Annotated in this window: 14 protein-coding genes; 6 read left to right on the top strand and 8 right to left on the bottom strand. The window is 45.7% G+C overall.

Going from position 1 to position 22,837, the window contains the following annotated elements:
* Positions 1–102: 102 nt before the first annotated feature.
* Together R7Q39_RS01635 and R7Q39_RS01630 are read left to right on the top strand one after the other, a co-directional pair.
* The gene (locus R7Q39_RS01635; RefSeq protein ID WP_318075684.1) at positions 103–1,716 is read left to right on the top strand and encodes an alpha-amylase family glycosyl hydrolase; all 1,614 of its coding nucleotides are present in this window, start codon (positions 103–105) and stop codon (positions 1,714–1,716) included.
* A 331-nt stretch (positions 1,717–2,047) separates the two neighbouring features.
* On the top strand, positions 2,048–3,664 hold the full coding sequence (locus tag R7Q39_RS01630) for an endonuclease (RefSeq protein WP_158173269.1): 1,617 nt from the start codon (positions 2,048–2,050) through the stop codon (positions 3,662–3,664).
* A gap of 99 nt (positions 3,665–3,763) precedes the next feature.
* On the opposite strand, the gene pulA is transcribed toward R7Q39_RS01630, so the two are convergent.
* Positions 3,764–7,753, bottom strand: a complete 3,990-nt coding sequence (pulA, locus tag R7Q39_RS01625) for a pullulanase-type alpha-1,6-glucosidase (RefSeq protein ID WP_213895973.1) — start codon at positions 7,751–7,753, stop codon at positions 3,764–3,766.
* A gap of 546 nt (positions 7,754–8,299) precedes the next feature.
* Between pulA and R7Q39_RS01620 the strand changes: the two genes are divergently transcribed.
* The 3 genes from R7Q39_RS01620 to pdxY all read left to right on the top strand — a co-directional run bounded on the left by R7Q39_RS01620 (position 8,300) and on the right by pdxY (position 10,795).
* On the top strand, positions 8,300–9,496 hold the full coding sequence (locus R7Q39_RS01620) for a tetratricopeptide repeat protein (RefSeq protein WP_115386840.1): 1,197 nt from the start codon (positions 8,300–8,302) through the stop codon (positions 9,494–9,496).
* 139 nt (positions 9,497–9,635) lie between these two features.
* Positions 9,636–9,824, top strand: a complete 189-nt coding sequence (locus R7Q39_RS01615; RefSeq protein WP_047102411.1) for an AbrB/MazE/SpoVT family DNA-binding domain-containing protein — start codon at positions 9,636–9,638, stop codon at positions 9,822–9,824.
* 101 nt (positions 9,825–9,925) lie between these two features.
* Positions 9,926–10,795: a pyridoxal kinase PdxY gene (gene pdxY / locus R7Q39_RS01610; protein ID WP_042522192.1), complete on the top strand. Its 870-nt coding sequence runs from the start codon at positions 9,926–9,928 to the stop codon at positions 10,793–10,795.
* 65 nt (positions 10,796–10,860) lie between these two features.
* Here pdxY and sstT read toward each other — a convergent pair whose 3' ends face one another.
* The 7 genes from sstT to malT form a co-directional block, all read right to left on the bottom strand.
* Complete coding sequence (gene sstT, locus R7Q39_RS01605; protein ID WP_005374821.1) at positions 10,861–12,078, bottom strand: serine/threonine transporter SstT; 1,218 nt, start codon at positions 12,076–12,078, stop codon at positions 10,861–10,863.
* A 356-nt stretch (positions 12,079–12,434) separates the two neighbouring features.
* Positions 12,435–13,511, bottom strand: a complete 1,077-nt coding sequence (gene rsgA / locus R7Q39_RS01600) for a ribosome small subunit-dependent GTPase A (RefSeq protein WP_047102410.1) — start codon at positions 13,509–13,511, stop codon at positions 12,435–12,437.
* Between the two features lie 275 nt (positions 13,512–13,786).
* Positions 13,787–14,095: a PTS transporter subunit EIIB gene (locus R7Q39_RS01595; protein ID WP_047102409.1), complete on the bottom strand. Its 309-nt coding sequence runs from the start codon at positions 14,093–14,095 to the stop codon at positions 13,787–13,789.
* Positions 14,085–14,699, bottom strand: a complete 615-nt coding sequence (locus R7Q39_RS01590; RefSeq protein WP_042522188.1) for an SCO family protein — start codon at positions 14,697–14,699, stop codon at positions 14,085–14,087. Before R7Q39_RS01590 ends, R7Q39_RS01595 begins: the two co-directional genes overlap by 11 nt.
* A 9-nt stretch (positions 14,700–14,708) precedes the next feature.
* Positions 14,709–15,134: a hypothetical protein gene (locus R7Q39_RS01585; protein WP_025768641.1), complete on the bottom strand. Its 426-nt coding sequence runs from the start codon at positions 15,132–15,134 to the stop codon at positions 14,709–14,711.
* A gap of 244 nt (positions 15,135–15,378) precedes the next feature.
* Complete coding sequence (locus tag R7Q39_RS01580; RefSeq protein WP_031778872.1) at positions 15,379–16,296, bottom strand: DUF368 domain-containing protein; 918 nt, start codon at positions 16,294–16,296, stop codon at positions 15,379–15,381.
* Positions 16,297–16,874: 578 nt separating this feature from the next.
* Positions 16,875–19,583 carry an HTH-type transcriptional regulator MalT gene (gene malT, locus R7Q39_RS01575; protein WP_005374834.1) on the bottom strand — a complete coding sequence of 903 codons (2,709 nt, stop codon included), beginning with the start codon at positions 19,581–19,583 and terminating at the stop codon, positions 16,875–16,877.
* Positions 19,584–20,317: 734 nt separating this feature from the next.
* Between malT and R7Q39_RS01570 the strand changes: the two genes are divergently transcribed.
* Positions 20,318–22,771 carry a glycogen/starch/alpha-glucan phosphorylase gene (locus R7Q39_RS01570; protein ID WP_005374836.1) on the top strand — a complete coding sequence of 818 codons (2,454 nt, stop codon included), beginning with the start codon at positions 20,318–20,320 and terminating at the stop codon, positions 22,769–22,771.
* The last annotated feature ends 66 nt before the right edge of the window (positions 22,772–22,837 follow it).

Here is a 22,837-nt window from a genome sequence, read left to right as displayed (position 1 = left end):
AAAATCTATTTTTATTTATTAACCCCTGCATGAAACAAATGTCGGGGTTAATTTTATTACTCAAATGTCATTAGTTTATTTGAGTAAGTTAGGGAGAGTAAAATGCGTAATACCCTACGTAACCATCACCTGTCTCGCTCGTTGCTTGCGTTAAGTGTGATTGGTGCTTTATCTGCGTGTAATTCTTCTGGTGGTGGCGACACTAATAGCAGCACTCCGCTACCGGATACCAGTTATGCTTGCCAAGCCAATGTCATGGCGCAAAGTAACCAACTTCGTACTTATCAAATCATGGTAGAGAGTTTTGTGGATGGTGATGCGAGCATTGGTCACGGTACAGGTTATGGCACCAGCCATCATAACGGCGATTTGCAAGGAGTGATTGATTCACTCGATTACATCCAAGATTTAGGGATGAACGCGATTTGGTTGACGCCAGTTTTTGAATCGGAAGCGATAGTGGGCCAAGAACACTGGGCCGATCGTCTGGATGCCACGGGCTACTTTGCAACGGATTACTTCACCATTGATCCACGTTTTGGTGATTTAGAAACGGCGAGAACCTTGGTCGAGGAAGCACACAAACGCGGATTATACGTGTTTTTTGATGGTGTATTTGGTCATCACAAAGATGGTTTGATCAAACCATCTCCCTCCGGTTTGTTGCCATCGGGATCGAGCAATCCCGTTGATTACCCGGCCAGTCTCGATTTCTACAAAGAAGTGGCAACGTATTGGATCAAAGAACTGAAGATTGACGGCTGGCGTTTAGATCAAGCCTATCAAGTTCCGACAGACGCTTGGACACAAATTCGTAAAGCCGTCGATGAAGCCTCACAAAATGTGACGTACACCAATAGCAAAGGCGAACAAGTGAATCCGTTGGGTTACATGGTGGCAGAGATTTGGAAAGGGGAGTCTGAAATCGCGAATGAGGCGTATGGATCGAGCAGCGATCCAGCATTGTGCTCTGCGTTTGACTTCCCTATGCGATATCGCATCGTTGAAACTTTAGCCGTGAATGAGAGCGGCGTGGGTGGTCGCGGTGCGGATTGGTTAGACAACGGCTACAGCACACACAATCAATATCCAACACATGCGCAGCCGAATTTGATGATCGGCAACCATGATTTAGTGCGCTTTGGTGACTTGTTACAGCGTGGAAACTTGGCGGATGTGAATGATGCAGAATATTGGTTACGCCATAAAGCCGCGTTTGCTTTCCAAGCGGCGTACACCGGGCCAATCACGTTGTACTACGGTGATGAAATCGGGGATCAAGTGGATGGTTTTGCCGTAAAAGAAGACAACAGCACCTGCGCCATTCAAGGTTTGTGCGATGATCACGTTGCGCGCAGCAGTGCGAAAATTGAAGGCGTGACGGCGACGCTTGATGCAAACCAAGCCGATCTCAAATCTTATGTGACATCGCTGATGACAATGCGCGATGCGCATCCTGCACTTTATCAGGGGTCACGCACGAATTTAGTTGCGAGTAACGGCAGTTATGTGGACTTGAAACAATCTGGTTCGGACAAAGTCTTGTTTGCGCTAAATACCTTAGAGAGCGCTAGAAGCGTCACTCTTACTCAGGAGAGTGTTGGTACTGGTGAGTTGGTGGATTTGCTCACGAATGAAAAAATTACTCCGAGTAATGGTCAATATCAGATTCTGATGTCGCCACTACAAGGACGATTCTTTGCGGTAAAACCTTAAGGAATTATCCAGAATTGATGCTCACCAGTTGAGCTGACCACAAGCTTTCTTATAAACAAGCCAAGTGTTGTTGCTGACCCCCATAGGCGCACACTTGGCTTTTTTCTGTCTGTTTTACTTTTCCCTTAATGGTTTTACGACGATGTAGCCAACAAGTTGCTTCGCTTTTTGTATTGGCGTTTGTTTTCAGCAGGTGAATATTTGTGAGATAAGCTGCACATTAAAAAGTAAATTAACACTTGTGCAACGTAAAAATGTGACTGAAGGATTACTTATGCCCCACTAATATGTTTATCGTGTTTGGGATTTATATAACTAATGGAAAAGTATAATGAAATCCATAACGAACTCCCTCTGTCTCCTTGCTGCTGTTAGCTCTCCGTTTGCATATAGCCAAATTATCAACGGTGACTTTGAGCAGTGGAATGGCAATGTACCTACGCAGTGGTCAGAGATTGACGCGGGCATTACAGTGTCGCCAAGCAGCGAGCAAATCAAATCGGGTGGTCTGGTTGCCCAGGTCGTCGTGAATACAGGTACCCAAAGCAACACCGACTTTTTGCAAACCATTAATGTGGAGCAAGGGAAAACCTATCCGTTTTCTGTCTCGGTTTATCATACCGAAGGAAATGTAAAAGCACGTCTGGTGGTTGATGGTTATCACAATTACTCGAACCCACAACAGATAAACCAGTGGCAAGAGCTCGCGCACAACTACACAGCGAGCTCGAACAAGACCATCAACGTCGGTTTGCGTTTTTACGATGAAGCCAGTTTTGATGGCTCAGAAGTTGTCTACGTCGATAATTTTCAACCGACTGAGACGAGTACACAACCTCCTGTAGAAAGTTGTAGTGATCACCAAGTGGTCTTGACTCTCACAACAGATGACTATGGTTCAGAAACTAGCTGGACGTTAAAAAACAACCAAGCCGAAGTGCTGTTTTCTGGTCAGGGGTACGAGTCAGCAACCACCATTGAAAAGAGCATGTGCTTAGCTGACGGTAACTACCAATTCACGATTCAAGACGAGTATGGTGACGGCATTTGTTGTGGCAGTGGCGCGGGGTCGTACACGCTGACTGAGGGAGATAAGACTCTTGCTTCTGGCGCTGAATTCTCGAAAAGTGAAACCACCGATTTTAACTTAGGTGACACAACGACGACCCCACCAGTGGTTGATGGTTACTATCAAGCGGCATCTGGTAAGACGGGATACGCTCTAAAAACAGCGTTGTTTAACATTATCAGTAATCACTCCAGCCGAGGCTATTCTGCGGTCTGGACCTTGGTAAAAGATGCCGATATTGATCGTTATTATGAAAATGATGGCTCTATTCTCGATATGTACTCTGAAAAGCCATCTGCTAGCGATACAGTAAGCTTTACCAAAGTCACAGACCAATGTGGCCAATACAAAACGGAAGGGGATTGCTACAACCGTGAGCACTCTTTTCCGAAAAGCTGGTTTGGCGGTAAGGTTGAGCCGATGAACTCAGACGGTCATCACTTGTTTGCAACTGATGGTTATGTAAACGCGAAGCGCAGTAATTGGCCATTTGGTGAAGTGGGCACCGCGACCTACGTGTCTAGTAATGGCTCTAAACTTGGACAAGCAAGCACTAGTCTGGGCTACTCCGGTACGGTGTTTGAGCCGATTGATGAGTTTAAGGGCGACTTCGCCCGTGCTTATTTCTACATGGCAACCCGCTATGAAAATGTTGTAGGTAACTGGGAAGGCAATTCAAGCAATGCGGATGCTGTCCTTGATGGTTCAAGTTCAACGGTTTTTGAACCTTGGATGTTAAACATGCTGAAACGTTGGCACAAAAATGATCCCGTTAGTGAAAAAGAACGAAACCGCAATCAACAAGTGTTTGATTTTCAGGGCAATCGTAATCCATTCATTGATCATCCTGAGTTTGTTGAACAGATTTGGGGAAACTAACACCTTTTTGATTTTGGTATCCACCATTTAGTGACGCCAACAAAACAAAGGGGAAGCGTGATGCTTCCCCTTTTTCATTACGGATGTTTTTAAATGAAACTAGTTTTTCGTTACCGTCACGATTGGCGCCGACTTGTCAGCCGCATTGAAGTGGAAGTTGTAGTTTCCTGCTTCTGCAATCGCAATTTTTAGGTTTGCGCTACCGCCACCGGCTTCCATCGTCAGCGCTTTACCAAGCTCAACACTGCCTTCACCACCGAAGTTGGTGTCTGCTGCCCAGTCTGCGCTCGCAACTTTCATCTCGTAGTTGCCCGCCGCTAGGGTAATGTCTAGCGAATAAACGTCATTTGCAACATAGCTGAACTTCGCTGTTGAGTCTTGTGCTGGAGCATCCCATGTAGTGATAGTGCCACGTAAGTAAAGTGCTGTTTCACCGAATGTTGGTGCATCTGCTGACTTGGTCACTGACACGACCGGTTTTTCTACGCTTTCATCTTGAACATGTAGCGCGTTCAGAGTGAAGTTGTACTTACCTGTTTCAGCAACAGACAGCTTACAGTTACCTTCTGAACCTAATTCTAGTGAACCAGAAGCTATATTCGCAGCATCACAACCGATGTTTGGATTTGCCCAACCAGAGTCCGCGAATTTGAACTCGTGTTCACCAGCTTCAAGAACGCCAGTTACAGAGTACATACCGTTGCCAATAAAGGTCATCGCCCAATCACTGCTATCAGACCAATCGTTCATCGTGCCTTTCACGTAAACAACGGTTTCGCCGTAAGGAGGAATACTCGATACGTCTTTGTTATCCGTGTTTACTGGTAGGCCAGCACCTTGTGCGCCGTTTTGTGGCTGCACGAATACCGCTGTTGTCAGTGCTGGTACTGTGAAGGTTTCATTGGTGAAGCTTGCACCTTTCACGATGTCATCCGCAGAGTTTTGTTGAACTTCATGTAACTCGAAACCAGTTGCGCCGGCAACTTTGAAAGATTTCTCAGTTGATGTTGAGTTCACAACGGCCACGATTGCATCGTAGTTCGAATCTAAATCGGCACCCGCTGAGGTACCATCGTCGATAGACATCACAATCAAGCCTTCCACTTGGTCTTTCCCTACGTTGCGGAAGTCAACACGGTTCATCACTTCTTGCGCGGTATCTAGGCGGAACAGTTCGCTTGTGCTACGGATTTTTAGTAGCTCTAGGAATTGTTGCTTAGTCAGCTCGATGTCGGTTGAATCTGGTTTCGCCGTGCTGTCACCAACGATGGTTTTGATCAGCTCCCAGTTTGCACCGTCTTTGTCTTCACGTGGTAGACCAACGTTCCAGTTATTGTCGCTTCCGTCGAAGAATACACGGTTGAACCAGTCACCAGAATCGTACGAGTCGCGCTGCATAGATTTAGAGCGCAATAGCTCAGAACCCATGTGGATGAATGGAATGCCTTGACCAAGCATCACCGTTGATAGGGACACAGACTGCATACGTGCACGCTCGGCAGATGAAGTGCCTGTCGCAATCTTGTAGGCGTTGTTATCCCACAATGTTTGGTTGTCGTGCTTAGACACGTAAGAGATGTTCTCTGATGGCACTTTTGTGTAGCCTGCAGGCGCACCATTGTAATCAACGTTCTTACCCAGCTTGGTTTCGCCTTTGTAATCAAGAAGGATGTAGTCAGCCAAGTTACCAGCCATACCTAGACGAACCAGATCTTGGTTGTGTAAACGACCATTCACCGACTCTGCGTCAGTTTTGGTTTCTTCGTTAGGGTAAGCGGCGTTACCAAAGCCTTGGTTAAAGCGAAGTGGGTGCTTACCTTCAGAATCTACACCGCCATCAAACGGGCTTCCGCCACGAACTGCGTCACGCAGACGATCAGAGAAAGTACCGATTTCTGTCCCCGCCATGTTGACTTGTGTCGCCTGATCGAAGCGAGCGTTTTGCGCGACTTCACCAAAGTCCCAACCTTCGCCGTAGAACAAGGTATTCGGGTCAATTTCACGGACTTTTTCAAGTGCGTAAACCATCACATCTTTCGGCTGGTGGCCCATAAGGTCAAAACGGAAACCATCGACTTTATAGTCATCCGCCCATACCATCAATGAGTCAACCATTAGTTTACCCATCATCAAGTTCTCGGTTGCGGTGTTATCACAACAGGTTGAGTTTTCGACGCCGCCAGTGTTGACGTTTAGGCGGTGGTAGTACCCAGGGACAATCTTATCCAGTACTGATTTTTCGTTCACACCAGATGCATTTGTGTGGTTGTACACGACGTCCATGACCAGTTTCAGATCCATTTTATGCGTCGCTTGAACCATTTCGCGGAACTCAAGAATACGCTTAGACCCGTTAGGATCGGTCGCATAACTGCCTTCTGGCACGGTGTAGTGGTAAGGGTCATAACCCCAGTTGAAGCTGTCTAGCATGCGAAGATCGTTCATCAACGCTTGTGCTTTGCCCGTTGTTGGGTCGTAGCTATTTAATACCTCTTCAATTACTTTGCCGTCATCTTCGGTCTCACAAATGGAGGCTTCTGGCTTGATGCCACAAAGTTTACCCACGGTGTCGGTGATATCGACTCGCTTGTCAGCGTCTTCATCCACGGTTGCAATATCAAACGCAGGCAGGATATGTAGCGTTGTTAGGCCAGCATCTTTTAAAGCTTGTAAGTGAGATACAGACTCACGCTCAGGTTCTGTAAGCGCCAGATATTTGCCATCAAGACTTGGTGTGCCTTTGCTGTCGTTAAAGCTGAAATCACGAATGTGTGACTCGTAAAGGACGTGGTCTTCGTCTTTTTTAACCGTTGGGCGTGCGTAGTTTTTCCAATCTTGAGGCATTAAGCTTGGATCATCTAAATCAACCACTTGCGAGTATCGTGAGTTCTTAGACAAGCTCATTGAATATGGGTCTGTTACCAAACGCGTTTCAACGACGCCAGTTGTTGGGTGGTATACTTTAACTTGGTAGCGATAGTATTTGTTGACAACGTTGCTTTGTGCCTCAGAAACCCAGATACCTGTTGCTGGGTCTTCCGTCATGGCAACGGTCGCTTCTTCTGCTAAGTTTTCATCGTAGATTATCAGATCAACATCTTGGGCAGTTGGTGCCCATAGTTTGAAGGTTGCGGCACCGCCTTCCACAATCGCACCGAGTTCTTGACCGATCGCGTTACCTGCCTTGGAATCGGCAAACACCGCATCCAAAACGCCCGGTTTTTGCACTTCAGTTGCAGAAATGACGTCACCATTTGCGTTGTAAGCCACCATAACAATTTGTGACTTCAGGATCGTACGCAAGGTCGCGTCATCGACATCGATACCCGCAGCTTGAAGGCTAGCAAGGTGACGGAAGCGTGATTTCAGACCATCAGACAACTCACCAGCTTTTGTCAGCTCAACGGCTGTACCGCCAGAGATTTGCTTATCTTCATCCATTTTGAGGTCATTGCTAAGGCTGTAGAACAGCTTCATGGAATCCGCATTGGCCGCCGCTTCCCACGCGATGGTGTTGGCATCTAGCCAATGCGCTTTTTGACCATCAATATCAACAGGGCGTTCTTCGATTGGCTCGTAGTAAAGCTCACTGCTGCCGTGGAAGCCAAACAACCCTTTAGATTCGCCGATTTTCGTCAGCTCCACTTTTGAGTTTGCACTGCCGAATGCTTTCTCATCACCTTTGTGCAGAATGAAGTTCATGCATTCGTGTGGGTCAGAGGCGTCAGGGTTTATTTTCAGTACGTAGTAAGCACCGTAGGTGTCGTTGATGCCATCGAATGGGTGTGGCGCAGACCAATCCGTTCCTGTTCCCGGAATGCCCATTGCGTCTAAATCTGTGCTGGTACAGCCCTCACCGTTCCATAGGTGCAAGCCCCAACCTTCGTAGTCGCTTGCTGTTGAAGCTGATGCTACGTCACGTTTGTAATAAATGACGACTTCGTTCTCTCCCGCAGGGTACAAGCCTGAGCCAGGGTTCGTCGTATCTTCGTTCGTGCTATCACTACCACAACCGCTGATTACCGCGACGGAAATCAAAGGCAGTACGGTTTTGGCAATTGTTGATAATTTAAATGTCTTATTGTCCACGTTTACAAATCCATTGTTATTGAATTGATATTGAGCTGCGCGCTGCCTTCGCTGACTCAATCATCAAGAAGGTTTTGCACACGCTAGAAAGGCAGATGCCAAAAAAGGAAATGTTCAATTAGATGCTAATACACTGAATCATCAGCAAAATGTGAGAGCAGGCTGTTAAGTTTTTTACAGGTGCAAATTTTCTGTCACAGTCGATTTTGTTCACAAATTAAATAATAAAACAGGCGCATAGTGAGAGATTCTGCACATCATTAAAATGTAAATTTTTATGGGATGAGTAAGGGGGGATGATAGGGGATGAGAATGTCTCAGCCCCAAAACCGTGATTAAGTTCTATAAAAATGAGGGCTATATTTTTCTTTTAAAAATAAGTTGCAGTGATGTTGAATAAAATACCGCCATTAAGTCTTCGCACGCTTCAGATTTTCGCTAAGTGGTCGTTATATAATGAAGGTAGTCGGCGTTACGTCGGCGCGTAATCATAAGATTTCCCTGAAAGGGAGTTGAATTGGGCCCTGAAACCAAAAGAGGCTATTTATGAGTAGTATGGGCATTGCCATTGCGGCAACTGGCCTTTCACTCGTCCTGATATTTGTGTGGATGATCTCGTTGTCGATGCGGAAACAGAGACTCGAGGCAGAGAGGAAAGCTCGCGAAGCCGCTTATCGAAAGGCGATGCATAAAGCGCGAGAGCAAGAGCGTAAAGAGCGAGAGTTCAAAGCCGAAACTGGGCATATCCCCACCATTTTATTTCTAGCGAAAGAAGCCGAAAAGGACAACATTCGTCAAGCGCTGTATTGGTATGATAAAGCCGCTAAACTGGACAATGTGACGGGGATGTACGGCATTGTTCGCTTAAGTGAACGCATGCGCGAAGATGTGATTTTAAAAGAGCAGGCAAACTTCTGGCGTACCGCAATTGCGGGAATGGAAGGGGATACCGAAGCGAAATTTTCGACGGGCAAGGCCTTGGTCTTTGGTCGAGGAACTGAAAAAAATATCCCAAAAGGTAACCAACTGATTGAAACTGCCGCCGAAGAAGGCTGCATTGATGCCATGATTTATATGGGGGAATGGCAGCTTTCACCAGACAATAGTGCAGGACGCAGTGCAGATGCGCTTTACTGGTTTATGAAAGCGGCGGAAAAAGACAGTGCAGATGGCAAGATCCAAGTCGGCTTATGTTACCTAAATGGCATTGGTACAGAAAAAAGCATGGTTAAAGGTTGCTACTGGCTGGAACGGGCCGCGGAAGGTGGCAGTGCTAAAGCGATGTATCATGCTGGCGAAGCGTGGAAGGATAAAGGTAAAACGGGTAATGCAATTGCTTACGTTTGGCTGTTTCTTGCTGCCAATATGGGCTACCAACCTGCGCGTACGTTACGTGATGAAGTGGCAACCAATATTGGTGTTGATGTTGTCGTTGGATTGCAGTCCATAGCGAAGCCGTTGCAAAGAAAGCTGGCCTCAGGAATGGTGAGAAAGCACTCTATTATTCGAGCCCTTAACAAAGTGTACAAACGCGAAGCGTATTTTCCTGCGGAAGAGGAGCTCAATGCGGTGTTGAATGATGAGAATAAAGACGCCTCCGAAGCTTGGGAGGAGGCATCAACACTAGATTTTCAGCCTAACATGACAACGGTAACAGCAGAAGGTCAGGCAAGCACATCGCCCAACGAAAAAAAACTCTCTAAAGATGCGCTCGATTTCACTCAAAACTTCCTTCAGCCATAACCTATCTTATCCAGAAGCCTCAAGATTGAGGCTTTTCTTTTGTCTTTAAAATGTTACGCCAATCCAAGTCAGCTCAATGCATTTGAGGCTAGACATCCAATGACGTGAAAACTCATTTTCGACATTTGGAGGACGAAAGATGATAAGTCAACCTGTTAAAATCGGTGGCGATACCGCCGTAGTCATTCCAAGCGCAATCCTGGCTCAGCTCGGGATAAGGGAAGGAGATACCCTAGAAATCGCACTGAATAAAGACAAAATGGAAATTAAGAAGATGGTGTTGAAAACCAACGCTCCAACTTACTCTGAAGATATTGAGGAGAATTGAGTTAGAGAATCTTGGTTTGTCGGATACACTACTGGTTTCGCAAAACTGGCGCTTGCCGCTGTCTTTGAACTATCGATAACTACAATAAGAGGTAAGGTACTATGCAAGGTATCCTCTCTATACAATCTCATGTTTCTTTTGGTCATGCTGGTAACAGCAGTGCCGTTTTCCCAATGCAACGCATGGGCTTCGAAGTATGGCCGATTCATACCGTTCAATTTTCTAACCACACGCAGTATCAAGAAGGCTGGACTGGGCGAGCGTTTGCGGCTGAAGACATCAGCGAGTTAGTTCGTGGACTTGGTAACATCGGCGCGCTGGAAAAGTGCCAAGCGGTATTGACGGGCTACCAAGGTAGCGCAGAGCAGTGCCTTGCTGTTGAAGATACCGTGACGAAAGTGAAGCAAGCGAACCCGAACGCACTTTACGTTTGCGACCCTGTGATGGGCGCGCCAGACAAAGGCTGCATTGTGGCTCCGGGCATTGCTGAAAATCTTCTAACGCGTTTGATGCCAATGGCGGACGTGATCGTTCCGAACCAATTCGAGCTAAGTCAATTTGCTGAGATGGAAATCCACTCATTAGACGATGCGATCACCGCATGCCAACGTGCGCTAGAGAAAGGTCCAAAAGTGGTGCTAGTTAAGCACCTTTACTGCCTAGAAAATGGCAGCTTCAACATGCTATTGGCTACGCAAGAAGGCATTTACCTTGCGAAGCGTCCTCAATTTGAGTTTGCTAAACAACCTGTTGGCGTGGGCGATCTTATTTCAGCTATCTTTACCGCGGGACTCTTAAAAGGCTGGTCTCCTAAACAAGCTTTCCAACATTGTCACGACGCGTGTTACGGGGTGTTGAGTGCAACGTACCATGCAGGCGAATGGGAGCTGCAAACTATTGCGGCGCAGCAAGAGTTTGTTGAGCCAAGCAAACACTTCCCGATTGAAGAAGTGGCTCTGGTCACCGCATAATTGAGCGCAATTAAACAAAAAAGGGGAGCCATCATCGGCTCCCCTTTCTATTTGTTCTGTCAGTCTTACTGAGCTTTTTGCTGCTCTGATTTACAAACTGCTGCCGTAAAGACAACGTCTGTTGAGCTGTTTAGTGCAGTTTCTGCAGAGTCTTGAATCACACCGATAATGAAGCCAACCGCTACAACCTGCATTGCTACGTCGTTTGAGATACCAAACAGGCCACACGCAAGTGGGATAAGTAGTAGAGAGCCACCTGCAACACCTGATGCGCCGCATGCAGAAACCGCAGCTACAATACTTAGAAGTAGCGCAGTCAGTAGATCAACTTCGATACCCATAGTGTGCACAGCTGCAAGCGTTAGTGTTGTGATAGTGATTGCAGCACCAGCCATGTTGATGGTCGCACCTAGAGGGATAGATACTGAGTATGTATCCTCGTCCAGTTTTAGCTTCTCACATAGTGCCATGTTTACTGGAATATTCGCCGCACTTGAACGAGTGAAGAACGCAGTTACACCACTTTCACGTAGACAACGGAATACAAGTGGGTAAGGGTTTTGTTTGGTTTTAACGAACACGATCGCTGGGTTTACAACGAGTGCGATGATCATCATTGCGCCAAGAAGAACCGCCAGAAGGTGTGCGTAGCTTGCTAGTGCGCTAAAGCCCGTTGTCGCAAACGTTGAAGCAACCAAGCCAAAGATACCAAATGGTGCAAGACGAATGATAAAGCGCACAATGTGAGACACGCTGTGGCTTAGATCTTCAAATACGGCCTTCGTTGTTGCCGATGCGTGGTGTAGTGCAAGACCCAGACCCACACCCCAAGCAAGAATGCCGATGTAGTTTGCTTCTACTAGTGCATTTACTGGGTTGTCGACCAGTTTAAACAACAATGTGCGTAGAATTTCAGCAATACCTTGAGGAGGCGTTGCACCTTCAGCGCCGGTGACAAGCGTTAAATTGGTCGGGAAAAGGAAGCTTAGAACCACTGCTGATAGCGCCGCGAAGAATGTACCCATCAGGTACAGTACAACGATTGGGCGCATGTAAGTGTGTTGGTTTTTCTTTTGGTTTGCAATTGAAGCGGCAACCAAAATAAACACAAGAATTGGCGCGATCGCTTTAAGCGCACCGACAAAAAGGCTACCAATTAATCCCGCGCTTTCGGCATGGCTTGGAGAAATTGTCGCGAGCAAAATACCAAAGACGATACCGACAAGGATCTGGACGACGAGGTTACCACGAGCATATCGGGCAACGAGGCTGTTGTGTTGCATACATCATTCCTGCAATTTTATGCCAGAGTGGCAGGGCAATAGTCCATCATTACACGGCGATAATGCCCTTGTATTGCAAGGGGTGAGCATTGCTTCTGGTCACTAAGACACATGATTATCAATTATCCTGTTTTTATAAATTCAGCCATTTTCTTGCTGAATATCACATATCTTAGCTTGGTAATATTTTGTGTCTAGTTTTAGTTTGTTTTTGGATTAAATGTTTGCTCAATGTTATTTAAATAAGATTTTTATGTTGAAAATTATCATTAGTTATGAGTAATGGTTTTTAATAAAGTTGTTAAAAAGGAGACTTTCGTCTCCTTTGATTTTATTGACAACTCAAACGCAACAAATTAATAACTTTGTTGGCGCCTGCGCTTATCATTCATGGCATTGCGAGCAAGTTTACCGAATTGTCGACTTTGTGCTCGTTGCTCTGCCAAAGTCGCGCCGTTAAAGGCTTGTTCTCGCGTTAGTTTTTGATAGTTATTGAAACGACGAACCTCAAGTGTGCCATTTGCAATCGCAGTTTGAACTGCGCAGCCTGGCTCAGTTTGGTGCTTACAATTGCCAAAGCGACAACGCTGAGCGAGCGCCTCAATGTCAGAAAATGCCTCACTGACCCCCGATTCACAATCTGCTAGTTGAAGCTCGCGCATTCCCGGAGTATCAATCAAGATGCCGCCATCAGGTAATAGATGGATAGAGCGCGATGTAGTTGTATGTCGCCCTTTGCTATCGTCTTCACGAATATGCCCAGTTGCCTGTTCTTGTTGCCCGAGTAATGCATTAACAAGAGTTGATTTGCCAACGCCTGAAGAACCGATAAAAGCGAGGGTTTGTCCTTCTTTGCACCAGGTCATGAGTTTAGAAGCACTCTCTATTTCTAAGCCGTTGACTGTCTCTATAGCTAATAGAGGGTCGAGCTTCTGTACTTGGCTTTTTAGTTCATCAGTATTGTCACACAAATCGGCTTTGGAAAGCACGATGACGGGTTCGACTTCGGCTTCATGAGCCAAGGCAAGATAACGTTCAATACGACTTAAATTGAAGTCGTCGTTAAGGGAACAGACGATAAACACTGTATCCACATTGGCTGCGATGAGTTGCTCTGCCACTTTGCTGCCAGCGGCTTTGCGGCTAAAGAGGCTCAAGCGATCCAGTAAGCGAACAAATTGCTGATCTTCATTTAAGATTACCCAGTCTCCGACGGTCATATTGGGTAAAGAATGGTGGGCATTAAGATGAACTTGCCCAGTTTCTGTTGCCAATAAATAACCACTTCGGTGATGCGCAATTACACGAGCAAAAATAGTGTTGTCGTAATCGTCTAATGTCAGTTGTTGCTGAAAAAATGGTTTCCAACCCAATTGTTTTAGAGGGTTTGAAGTTGAAACTAATGTGTCACAAAAAGTATGTGTTTGATTCATTATTGAATTATCCCTGACGCAACAAAGCGCCTTAATACAAATCGCATTAGGGTCTAATTCGGATAGAGTTGACCCCGGTGAAGACCGGGCAGAGAAGGGGAGTTGTGGTTATGCCACAGAGTTGGTGCTGTTAGGGTTACCCTTGCGATGCCCAGTTAGTGTTATTCAATACAATCATCTTGTGTCCTCTTCGTTGGTTAATAAATAAGTGAGTTAATTAAGCCAAAAGAGTATAGCTGCCCTTTTTTAAAGAGGGTAGCTATACTGCAAAAATATTAACTTTGTTTTGTGATGCGCTCTTCCATAATCTGCGAATACGTGTTGGCTTTTAAGCCGTATATGATTTGGATATGACGATCATCCAATATCACGACGCCATGCGCGCCATGATTTTTGAGTGCGTTCTTATCGATGACGGACGTCGCTCTGAGGGTAAGACGCAGCCGAGTCGCACATGCACCAGTTTCTAGCAGGTTTTCTATGCCCCCAATGGCGTCAATGATCGTATCGACGTCTTGTTCGACATTGGGGTTGGTATGAGTTAGGAAATTGAAAAATTGCTTCAGCACTGACTTAACCGTCATTTGAAGAGCCTTCGGTCGTTAGTTTTGAAATGGCTTCAACAATCGGTGCCGGCGAGAGCGTATGCGGTACTTTAGTGATTAACGTGCCATCCGGCTTCAAGAAGTAAAAGTAAGAGCTATGATCCAGCGTGTACTTTAGTTCCGAGCCTTCCAATTCTGTCTTGCGGAAAATGACACCATAGTTGTGTGCCAAAGGTGTCGTTACATCAAGTGGTGCCGATAGGCCTTCAATCATTGGATGGAAGTAATGGGCATATTTTGCTGATGCATCGGCCTCATCACGCTCTGGGTCTAAAGAAATGAACATCGGGCGTAGTTGTGCTTTTTGCGCGTCGTCAATTTGATTCAGTGCTCCTGCCAGCATTGCAAGAGAAGTTGGGCAAACGTCTGGGCAGCGAGTAAAGCCAAAATAGACGACTCGGATGCGAGGGTCATTCACATCGAAGATATTGACGGCTTGGTTATTTTCCCCAAACAATACCGTTTGTTGAGAGGTGGAACTGTCCACTTGCTCTGGCTTCGTTTTCTGATTATCTAAATAGCTCTTTACGCCAAATCCGAGTGCGAAAGCAGCTACGAGAAATAGGGACCAATTGCGGCTCATAACGATTCCTTATCTTTGCATTTTTATAGCAGGGTAAACGGTATTCTCTCCATCACTGAGTTCACCAACCCAAGTCATTGCATCCTCCGTGCAAACCGGGAGAATGATGTCACCTTGATATTGGCCAGGAGCGATTTGCTTCAGTAAAAACTTAGGCTCACCCATCTCCATTTCTCTTCCTGAAAGACTTAGGATGAGTTGCTTAGCATCGCTTGTATGCCACTCAACATTTAGAGTGGTAGGAACCAAGGGTTGAGCAGTTTCTGAGTTTAGCGTCATCGTAACATTTTCTTGGACGCAAGAGGTTGTAGAGAGAAAGCAGTATTCATCTATTGACTTGCTTTGAGTGGAAGAAGAAAAGCTTTTTATTAGAGTCGGGGCATAAAATCCCGCAACTAATGCGGCTGAAACAGCGGCGATTTGTAACAGTTTCATTAAGGTTCAGCATTTATCACTTAACATTACGAGCATCGTAGCACAGATGCGCCGCTCGCCAACTCGTGACCTCGGTAAATTGTGCGTTATACCTCGGTGACCAGCTTCTTAGTAACGCGACGGACGTTATTGCATCAAATACAGCAGAGTTTTCAATTGAGATGTTTTTGCCCTTAGCCAATAGATAAAAACGGAGCCAATTGGCTCCGTTTTTATTTGGTTCAGTATGTGTTTGATACCAAAGTTATTTATCTGAATCTGCGAATTTCTCTAGACCCAAAACCAGAGCAATGGCTGCAAGCATCATTACGACAGCAAGTACTAACTGAGAAGGTTGTGATGTCACGTGTTCAAATTCAAATGGTGATAGGTTGTGCTGTAGCAATGGCACTTGTTCGCCCTTCGAATTGGTGCGCCAAGTGATGGTTTCTTTCCATGGCCAAATCTTTGGCAACGTACCAATCATTAATCCAGTCAAAAACATCAGGGTGAAATCACGGAACTTGCGTAGTAACCACGACAATAAGTGAGAGAAGGACAGTAAACCGATCACGCAGCCAGACAAAAATAGCGCTAATGTATCGACTTGAAAACCTTTCACTGCGGCTAATACAGGAGCATACATGCCAATCAGCAGCAAAATAAAACTGCCAGAGATACCCGGCAAGATCATCGCACAAATCGCGATAGCTCCAGCGAATAAGGTGTTAATGGCCGTTGGTTCCATGTGTAAAGGTTTGAGCACAGTAATACTATAAGCAAACCCGACACCAACGAGCAGAATGACAAAGCGGACAAGATCGCGTTGCTCAACCTGACGAATAATGTGATACACAGAGACCAAAATCAGACCAAAGAAAAATGACCAAAGTGGGATCGGGTGTGTGTCAAGAAGCCAAGTAATCAACTTTGCTAGCGTTGCAATACTGGTGAAAATGCCGGCAAACAGAGCGATAAGGAAGAATCCGTTGATGTGATTAAACGCGGCTTTAACCCCTTCTTTTCGCCAGATAGAGAAAAGTGAGGGGTTAATGCGTCGAATGCTTTCAAGCAGCGTATCGTAAATACCAGTGATAAACGCGATGGTGCCGCCAGATACACCAGGTACAACATCTGCTGCACCCATGGCGATTCCCTTGAAGAAAGTAATTAAGTAGTTCATTGCTCTAATGCTAAGTCGTTTCGATGGCAGAGAGTATACAAACATTGCGATGAAAAAAGTATGAAATAGTGCTGTAACTACTTGGTTTTATATCCAATCTATTGCCTATCTTTATTACCCGCCAAGAGACAATGCCGCCGTAACGAGCTTTTAATGCTTGGTTTACATTTTTGAGATGATTAACTCTACTATCAATTATCAATCTTGGTTGCATTGTGCAATTGCAATTTGCATTATCAAATTGCATTTTGATAATTTGCGCGTGAATAAATCCAGCTTATATGAGATCTTGTGCCCAAAAATAAGTCTTTGCATTTTGGCATGATTAATGCATAATACTGCTCGACCCTTCTTAAGCCGAGGGTCACCTAGCCAACTGACGTTGTTAGTGAATACAATTTGTTCACACTAAATATAAGCCAATCGCGATTATTGCGGTTGGCTATTTTTTTATATGAACAACGTTACTTACGTGCTTTGCAAATTGCACTTCTCTTACTGTCAGTCATAAAAAAGGGCTGACGTGTTACGCCAACCCTTGTGTTTTACTTTACGTTTTAACCCGTTTATCGAGCAGTTCAGTATCCCATCAACTGCAGCAAATTTTCAGCTGTCACAATGGCTTCTTTACGATTAGCAATATTAAGCTTTTGGTACAGGTTGCGAATGTGGGTTTTAATTGTCGTACCTGCCACATCCAGCTCTTGTGCGATTTGCTCGTTACTAAAGCCTGAATAAATCAGCCCCAGAACCTGCCATTCGCGTTGTGTTAATGGGCTGGTACGTACTAGCTCTGGCACATTAGGGTGATTCACCAACTTTTCAATAAAGTCTTCATCAAAGTGAATCGACCGGCTACGTTGATTCGATGAAATGTCCTTCATTAACTGTTGAGCACGGTGACGCTCAAGATCGCCCAGTTCATGGCGGAGGCTCAACTTCTCCAGCAGACCGCCAATGGTTGCACCATCAATCAGGAAGTTTCCGACCATGCCAGTTTGGTTCGTCATTACTAATGCTTCTTTTAACAGAGCCTTGGCTTGCTCCTCATCTTTTTGGCGAGCAGAAAGGACCGCTTCAACCACTAAGTTGCGATTAGTATCTGTGATTAGGTTAGTGCGACGAGCTTCACCTTGGAGGAAATCTAACGCAGCACGAGCGTCGGTATATTGGCCTAAGTTAATGTGGGCGCGGGCAATGTTACGCCATTGCAATTGAGAAAAGTGGTTGCATGCCGATTCAGGACGAACCGCAGTGTTGAGCCATTCTTGCATTGCATCGGTATTCCCGCGCGCTTGCCAAAATAGAATCAACGATAGTGAAGCGTTTGCAGTCCAATCTACGTGGTAAGTCGACTGTTTCATCAAGTGCTGTATATGCTCAATGAATTTACCGGCTTTGTCTAATTCACCGCGTCCAATCGCAATACGCGCCAACATCGAATAGCTATGTAAGTGCTTGCTTGGTGAATGGTTTTCGAGAATTTGCAGACCTTTGTACGCGCATTCTTCCGCTTCATCAAGTCGGTTCCAGCACCAAAGTACTTGCGCGCGAATACGCAGCAAAAATTCATGAAGAGGAACATGCTGAAGCTGCTGATCTTCAATCAGACGAAATGCGGAATCTTGTAGTTCAAAGGCAGCTTGCACGTAACCTTGTGCAATTAAAATCTCGCTTTGCTGCAATATTGCCCATAACGCTTGGTGATATACCTGATACTGACGAGCTAGCTTTTCAGTTTGTTGCATCATCGGCAAAGCACGGTCTAGTTTACCTAGCACGTGGTTAACTTCACCAACAACCGAAGTCGCCACAATTCGGCTACGGTAAATTGTGTTATCAAGTTGGCTAAGCGCTAACTCCGCTAATTCGAGAGCTTTTTCTGGCTGGTTACTGTTGATAGCCACTTGAGCAAGCAACGCGTTTGCTTGACCTTGATAATGAATATCTAACGCAATGTTACGCTTTTTGTGTTCCTCTTCCGCTTCTTCAAGCAGGTGGCCCACTTGGTTATAACGATGCTGACTTTGAGCCAACCATGCTCGGAGCATCGTAAGTTTTGGGTGGCTGAACAACAGATCATCGTCCAACTTGTTAATTGAGCTTTCCAGCGTGCTGAGTTCGCCTTGGTTAAACATCTTCCAGCCGAATTCGTTTAGGATCTCTACCACTAAGTCCTTATCATTCGATTTTTGTGCATGATGAATCGCTTGGTGTGGTGCTTTTTGCTGTAACCAAGCGATAGCAGCATTGCGGTGGAGATCTTTTTCTTGCTGAGGAATACGAGCTTGGCGCTCATGAGACAAAAACTCGCCAAATAAGTTATGGAATCGGAACCAGTTCTGTTCCCCTTCGAGCGGATAAATGAATAAGCCGTAACGGTTAAGCGATTCAATCATTCCCAGTGCATCTTCGCGTTGGGTAAGGGCAAACACTAGCTCATCATTGAAGTGGTCAAGCACGGATACTTGCATTAAAAAGTGACGAGTTTCGTGATCGAGTAAGTCAAACACTTCTTCGACCAAGTAATCCCACAAGTGCGCGTGATTGAACTGCGATACCGACTCTACGGTTTGTGCCAATGTGCGGTTTTGATGTTGGGCTTGCAATGCGATCAACTGCATCGCCGATGGCCAACCTTCAACATAGGTTCTTAGGCTGTTCGCCATGTCTTCATCAATACCATCGGCGATACGCTGGTTAAAGAAGCGAGTTGTTTCTTCGGTATCAAACGCCAACATCTCGTTGCCTATTTCGATCATTAAATCACGAACACGTAAGTTTGCAGTGCCCAGAGGCGGCGCTGCACGACTGGTTACCACAACGGTGAGGTTGTCTGGCATGTGCTTTAAAAAGAAACGCATGGATTCATGGATTTCATCATTCGTGATTAAATGGTAGTCATCAAGCACCACGTAGCACTCTTGATGAAAGTCAGCCATTTCAGCGAATACTTCGCTAAATAGGGAGCGTAAAGACGAGATCTGACGTTTTTCCGCCAGTTTTTGTGCGTTAGCGCAACTGAAGTTGGTGGCTTTGTTTAATGCTTGAAGCAGATAGTTTACAAAGCGAAAGCCGTCGTTATCGCTGTCATCAATGCTGTACCAACCGACGTTTGGCTTATCGGATAGCCACTGCGCTGCCATTGTTGTTTTTCCGTAACCTGCTGGGGAGCGGAATAAAACCAATTTGTAGTAAGGCGCTTGCTGTAGTAAGTCCAACACTCGTGGGCGCACGATGGCATTGTGCAGGCGTCCTGGTCGAGTAAGCTTAGATGGAATCCACATTAGTAGTTATGTCCTTATTTATGTATACCCAAATGACAGCAACGTGATCATTCTAGTAAAGCTCCCTTGAAAGCCGTCTTACTGAATGATGTCATCAGCATCAAAAACACTGTTTGAATGCCGGATAATGTCGCTACTGTTGGGGCTTGCGTCCGTCTGAAAAACCATTCCATACGGTCACTTAGATATAAAAGCTAGCGAAAACTAGAAATAACTCACATCGCCTAATTCTAGTTTGTATAAAAAGCGTACAATCCTGTGAGCTGAGTGGGATGTTACGACATCAGAAATGTTCGTTACTTTGATCCACTTCCTAATTCTCAAGGGTTGATGGATTTACCATCAACTACGCCCTTTATTTGTGATTGTCGTCACTTAAATATCGTTTGTTTCGTTAGCGTTAAGATCGCGTTGCACATAGATTACGAAAAGTTCTTCTACGCTGACCGAGTTAATGTGACCGATATTACAATTTTCACATCATCAGATGAGTGGACTATAAAAAGCGTCATGAACGGGTTTTAACCTTTCTCACATTCCATTGTGATCAAAATCACTAAGAACTGGTGCAAAGTTCACTTTGTTGAGATTTGGATCACTAACCTAGCAATGGTACCCCCTCTACGCCCTCAGCCCTCCTCCTTCAAAGGATGAGAATTAGGAGGATGTTTATTCACAGAGGTAAATGCACGATGTATGGCAGATGAATTACCAAAAGACGTGAGAATTTCGTAATGAAACCTACTCAACAAAAACAATTTGACAAGAAGTCGTTCCAAGAAAGCGTAAAGAAACACCTATCTGTAACTTACGCTCATACGATTGAAAACGCAGACAGCCGCGCATGGTACCTAGCAATGGGGCATGCTCTGGCTGAATTTACTACTCTAGATTTGCTTGCGACAGAAGAAGATCCACGCATTAAAAGTGCGAAGAGCGTTAACTACCTTTCGCTAGAATTCCTTATCGGTCGTTTGACTGGTAACAACCTAATCAGCATGGGTCTGTACGAACAAGTAACAGAAGCAATGGCTGAACTAGGTTACAACCTAACTGATCTGCTAGAAGAAGAGCGCGACCCATCATTGGGTAACGGTGGCCTTGGTCGTCTGGCTGCGTGTTTCATGGATTCATGTGCGGCACAAGAATTCCCAACTGTCGGCTATGGTTTACATTACGAATACGGTCTATTTAAACAGTCATTCAAAGATGGTCGCCAGCAAGAAGCACCTGACGCATGGCGCGGTGTAGAAGGCTACCCTTGGGAAATTGCGCGTCCAGAACTTGCGCAAGAGATCGGTTTCTACGGTCACGTTGAAGTGATTAACGAGAACGGTAAAGAGGTTCGCAAATGGGTACCAGGCATGACAGTAAGAGCAATGCCTTGGGATCTTCCAATTGTGGGTTACGAATCAGACACGGTTTACCCGCTACGTCTTTGGGAATGTCAGGCGATTGCACCATTCTCACTAGCAAGCTTTAACAATGGTGATTACTTCGAAGCTCAGCACGCACTGATCGACGCAGGTAACATCACTAAAGTGCTTTACCCGAATGACAACCACGAGAAAGGTAAAACACTGCGTCTAATGCAGCAGTACTTCCACTCAGCAGCGTCTGTACGTGACATCCTACGTCGCCACGAAGCTGCGGGCTACTCGCTAGCGGATCTACCTAAGCAAGAGACTATCCAGCTTAACGATACACACCCAACGATTGCGATTCCTGAACTAATGCGCATCCTGATGGATGAAAAAGGTTTAGCTTGGGAAGCGGCTTGGGAAATCAGCTCTAAGACATTTGCGTACACCAACCACACGCTACTTCCAGAAGCACTAGAGACATGGCCAGAGTCGCTAATCCAGCACCTGCTACCACGTCACATGGAGATCATTTACGAGATCAACCACCGCTTCCTACAAGACGTACGTGCAATGTGGCCGGGTGATGTCGCGAAGCAACAGAAGCTTTCTATCATCGAAGAAGGTTTCCACCGCATGGTTCGCATGGCAAACCTATGTGTAATCGGCTCTTACGCAGTAAACGGTGTAGCAGCACTTCACTCTGAATTGGTTAAGAAAGACCTATTCCCAGAGTTCCACGAAATGTACCCGACACGTCTACACAACGTAACGAACGGTATTACGCCACGTCGCTGGTTGAAGTTCTGTAACCCAGGTCTGTCTCAGCTTATCACTGAGAAAGTCGGCCCAGAATGGCCAGCGAAACTAGAGCAACTTGAAGGTATTGCGAAGTACGCTACTGACGCGACATTCCAAAAAGAATTCATGGCAGTGAAGAAAGAGAACAAAGAACGCCTAGCAACTTGGGTGAAAGAGAACATGGGTATCGAGCTCGATACTAATGCAATCTTCGATGTCCAAATCAAGCGTCTGCACGAGTACAAACGTCAGCATCTAGACTTGCTACACGTACTGTCTCTGTACCACCGTATTCTTAATGAACCAGGTTTTGAGTGTACGCCACGCGTTGTGTTCTTCGCAGCAAAAGCAGCACCGGGTTACCACCTAGCGAAAGAAATCATCTTCGCAATCAACAAGATTGCAGACAAGGTGAACAACGATCCTCGCATCGGTAACAAGCTGAAAGTGGTATTCATCCCTGACTACCGCGTGAGCATGGCTGAAATCATTATCCCTGCGGCTGACGTTTCTCAACAAATCTCGCTAGCGGGTAAAGAAGCATCAGGTACAGGTAACATGAAGATGGCGCTAAACGGTGCGCTAACTATCGGTACAATGGATGGTGCAAACGTTGAGATTCGTGAGGAAGTAGGCGATGAGAACATCTACATCTTCGGTCTAGATGTTGAAGGTGTGAAAGCGCTGAAAGCTCAAGGTTACAACCCATTTGATTACTACAATGCGGATCACCTACTCAAAGCGTCAATGGACTTGCTATTGGGTGAAGAGTTCACACCAGGTCAACCAGGCTTACTGCGTGCAACGTATGACAGCCTACTAGACGGCGGTGACCCGTACTTATGTCTTGCGGACTTTGCATCTTACGTGAAAGCGCACGAAGACATGAGCGAACAATATAAAGATCAAGCTGGCTGGGCGAAGAAGGCCATTCTTAATACCGCCCTTGTTGGCAAGTTCACGTCAGACCGCTCAATCCGCGACTACGTGAACAATATCTGGAAACTTGAAGCGGTGAAACGCTAATAGAACCTAGTTTAGACCAAGGTAGCCAAGCGCTACCTTTGGTCATTTTCCAAAAGAAGTTATTGA

Origin of the sequence: Vibrio sp. 947, assembly GCF_033339115.1 — a bacterium.
In the GTDB taxonomy this organism is placed as follows: Bacteria; Pseudomonadota; Gammaproteobacteria; order Enterobacterales; family Vibrionaceae; genus Vibrio; species Vibrio alginolyticus.
This window is presented reverse-complemented; position numbering and strand designations above follow the sequence as displayed.

What these genes read in the sequence shown, in the direction of transcription:
- R7Q39_RS01635 (WP_318075684.1), top strand. Translation starts at nt 103, where the DNA reads ATGCGTAATACCCTACGTAACCATCACCTGTCTCGCTCGTTGCTTGCG.
- R7Q39_RS01630 (WP_158173269.1), top strand. Translation starts at nt 2,048, where the DNA reads ATGAAATCCATAACGAACTCCCTCTGTCTCCTTGCTGCTGTTAGCTCT.
- R7Q39_RS01620 (WP_115386840.1), top strand. Translation starts at nt 8,300, where the DNA reads ATGAGTAGTATGGGCATTGCCATTGCGGCAACTGGCCTTTCACTCGTC.
- R7Q39_RS01615 (WP_047102411.1), top strand. Translation starts at nt 9,636, where the DNA reads ATGATAAGTCAACCTGTTAAAATCGGTGGCGATACCGCCGTAGTCATT.
- pdxY (WP_042522192.1), top strand. Translation starts at nt 9,926, where the DNA reads ATGCAAGGTATCCTCTCTATACAATCTCATGTTTCTTTTGGTCATGCT.
- sstT (WP_005374821.1), bottom strand. Translation starts at nt 12,078, where the DNA reads ATGCAACACAACAGCCTCGTTGCCCGATATGCTCGTGGTAACCTCGTC.
- rsgA (WP_047102410.1), bottom strand. Translation starts at nt 13,511, where the DNA reads ATGAATCAAACACATACTTTTTGTGACACATTAGTTTCAACTTCAAAC.
- R7Q39_RS01595 (WP_047102409.1), bottom strand. Translation starts at nt 14,095, where the DNA reads ATGACGGTTAAGTCAGTGCTGAAGCAATTTTTCAATTTCCTAACTCAT.
- R7Q39_RS01590 (WP_042522188.1), bottom strand. Translation starts at nt 14,699, where the DNA reads ATGAGCCGCAATTGGTCCCTATTTCTCGTAGCTGCTTTCGCACTCGGA.
- R7Q39_RS01585 (WP_025768641.1), bottom strand. Translation starts at nt 15,134, where the DNA reads ATGAAACTGTTACAAATCGCCGCTGTTTCAGCCGCATTAGTTGCGGGA.
- R7Q39_RS01580 (WP_031778872.1), bottom strand. Translation starts at nt 16,296, where the DNA reads ATGAACTACTTAATTACTTTCTTCAAGGGAATCGCCATGGGTGCAGCA.
- malT (WP_005374834.1), bottom strand. Translation starts at nt 19,583, where the DNA reads ATGTGGATTCCATCTAAGCTTACTCGACCAGGACGCCTGCACAATGCC.
- R7Q39_RS01570 (WP_005374836.1), top strand. Translation starts at nt 20,318, where the DNA reads ATGAAACCTACTCAACAAAAACAATTTGACAAGAAGTCGTTCCAAGAA.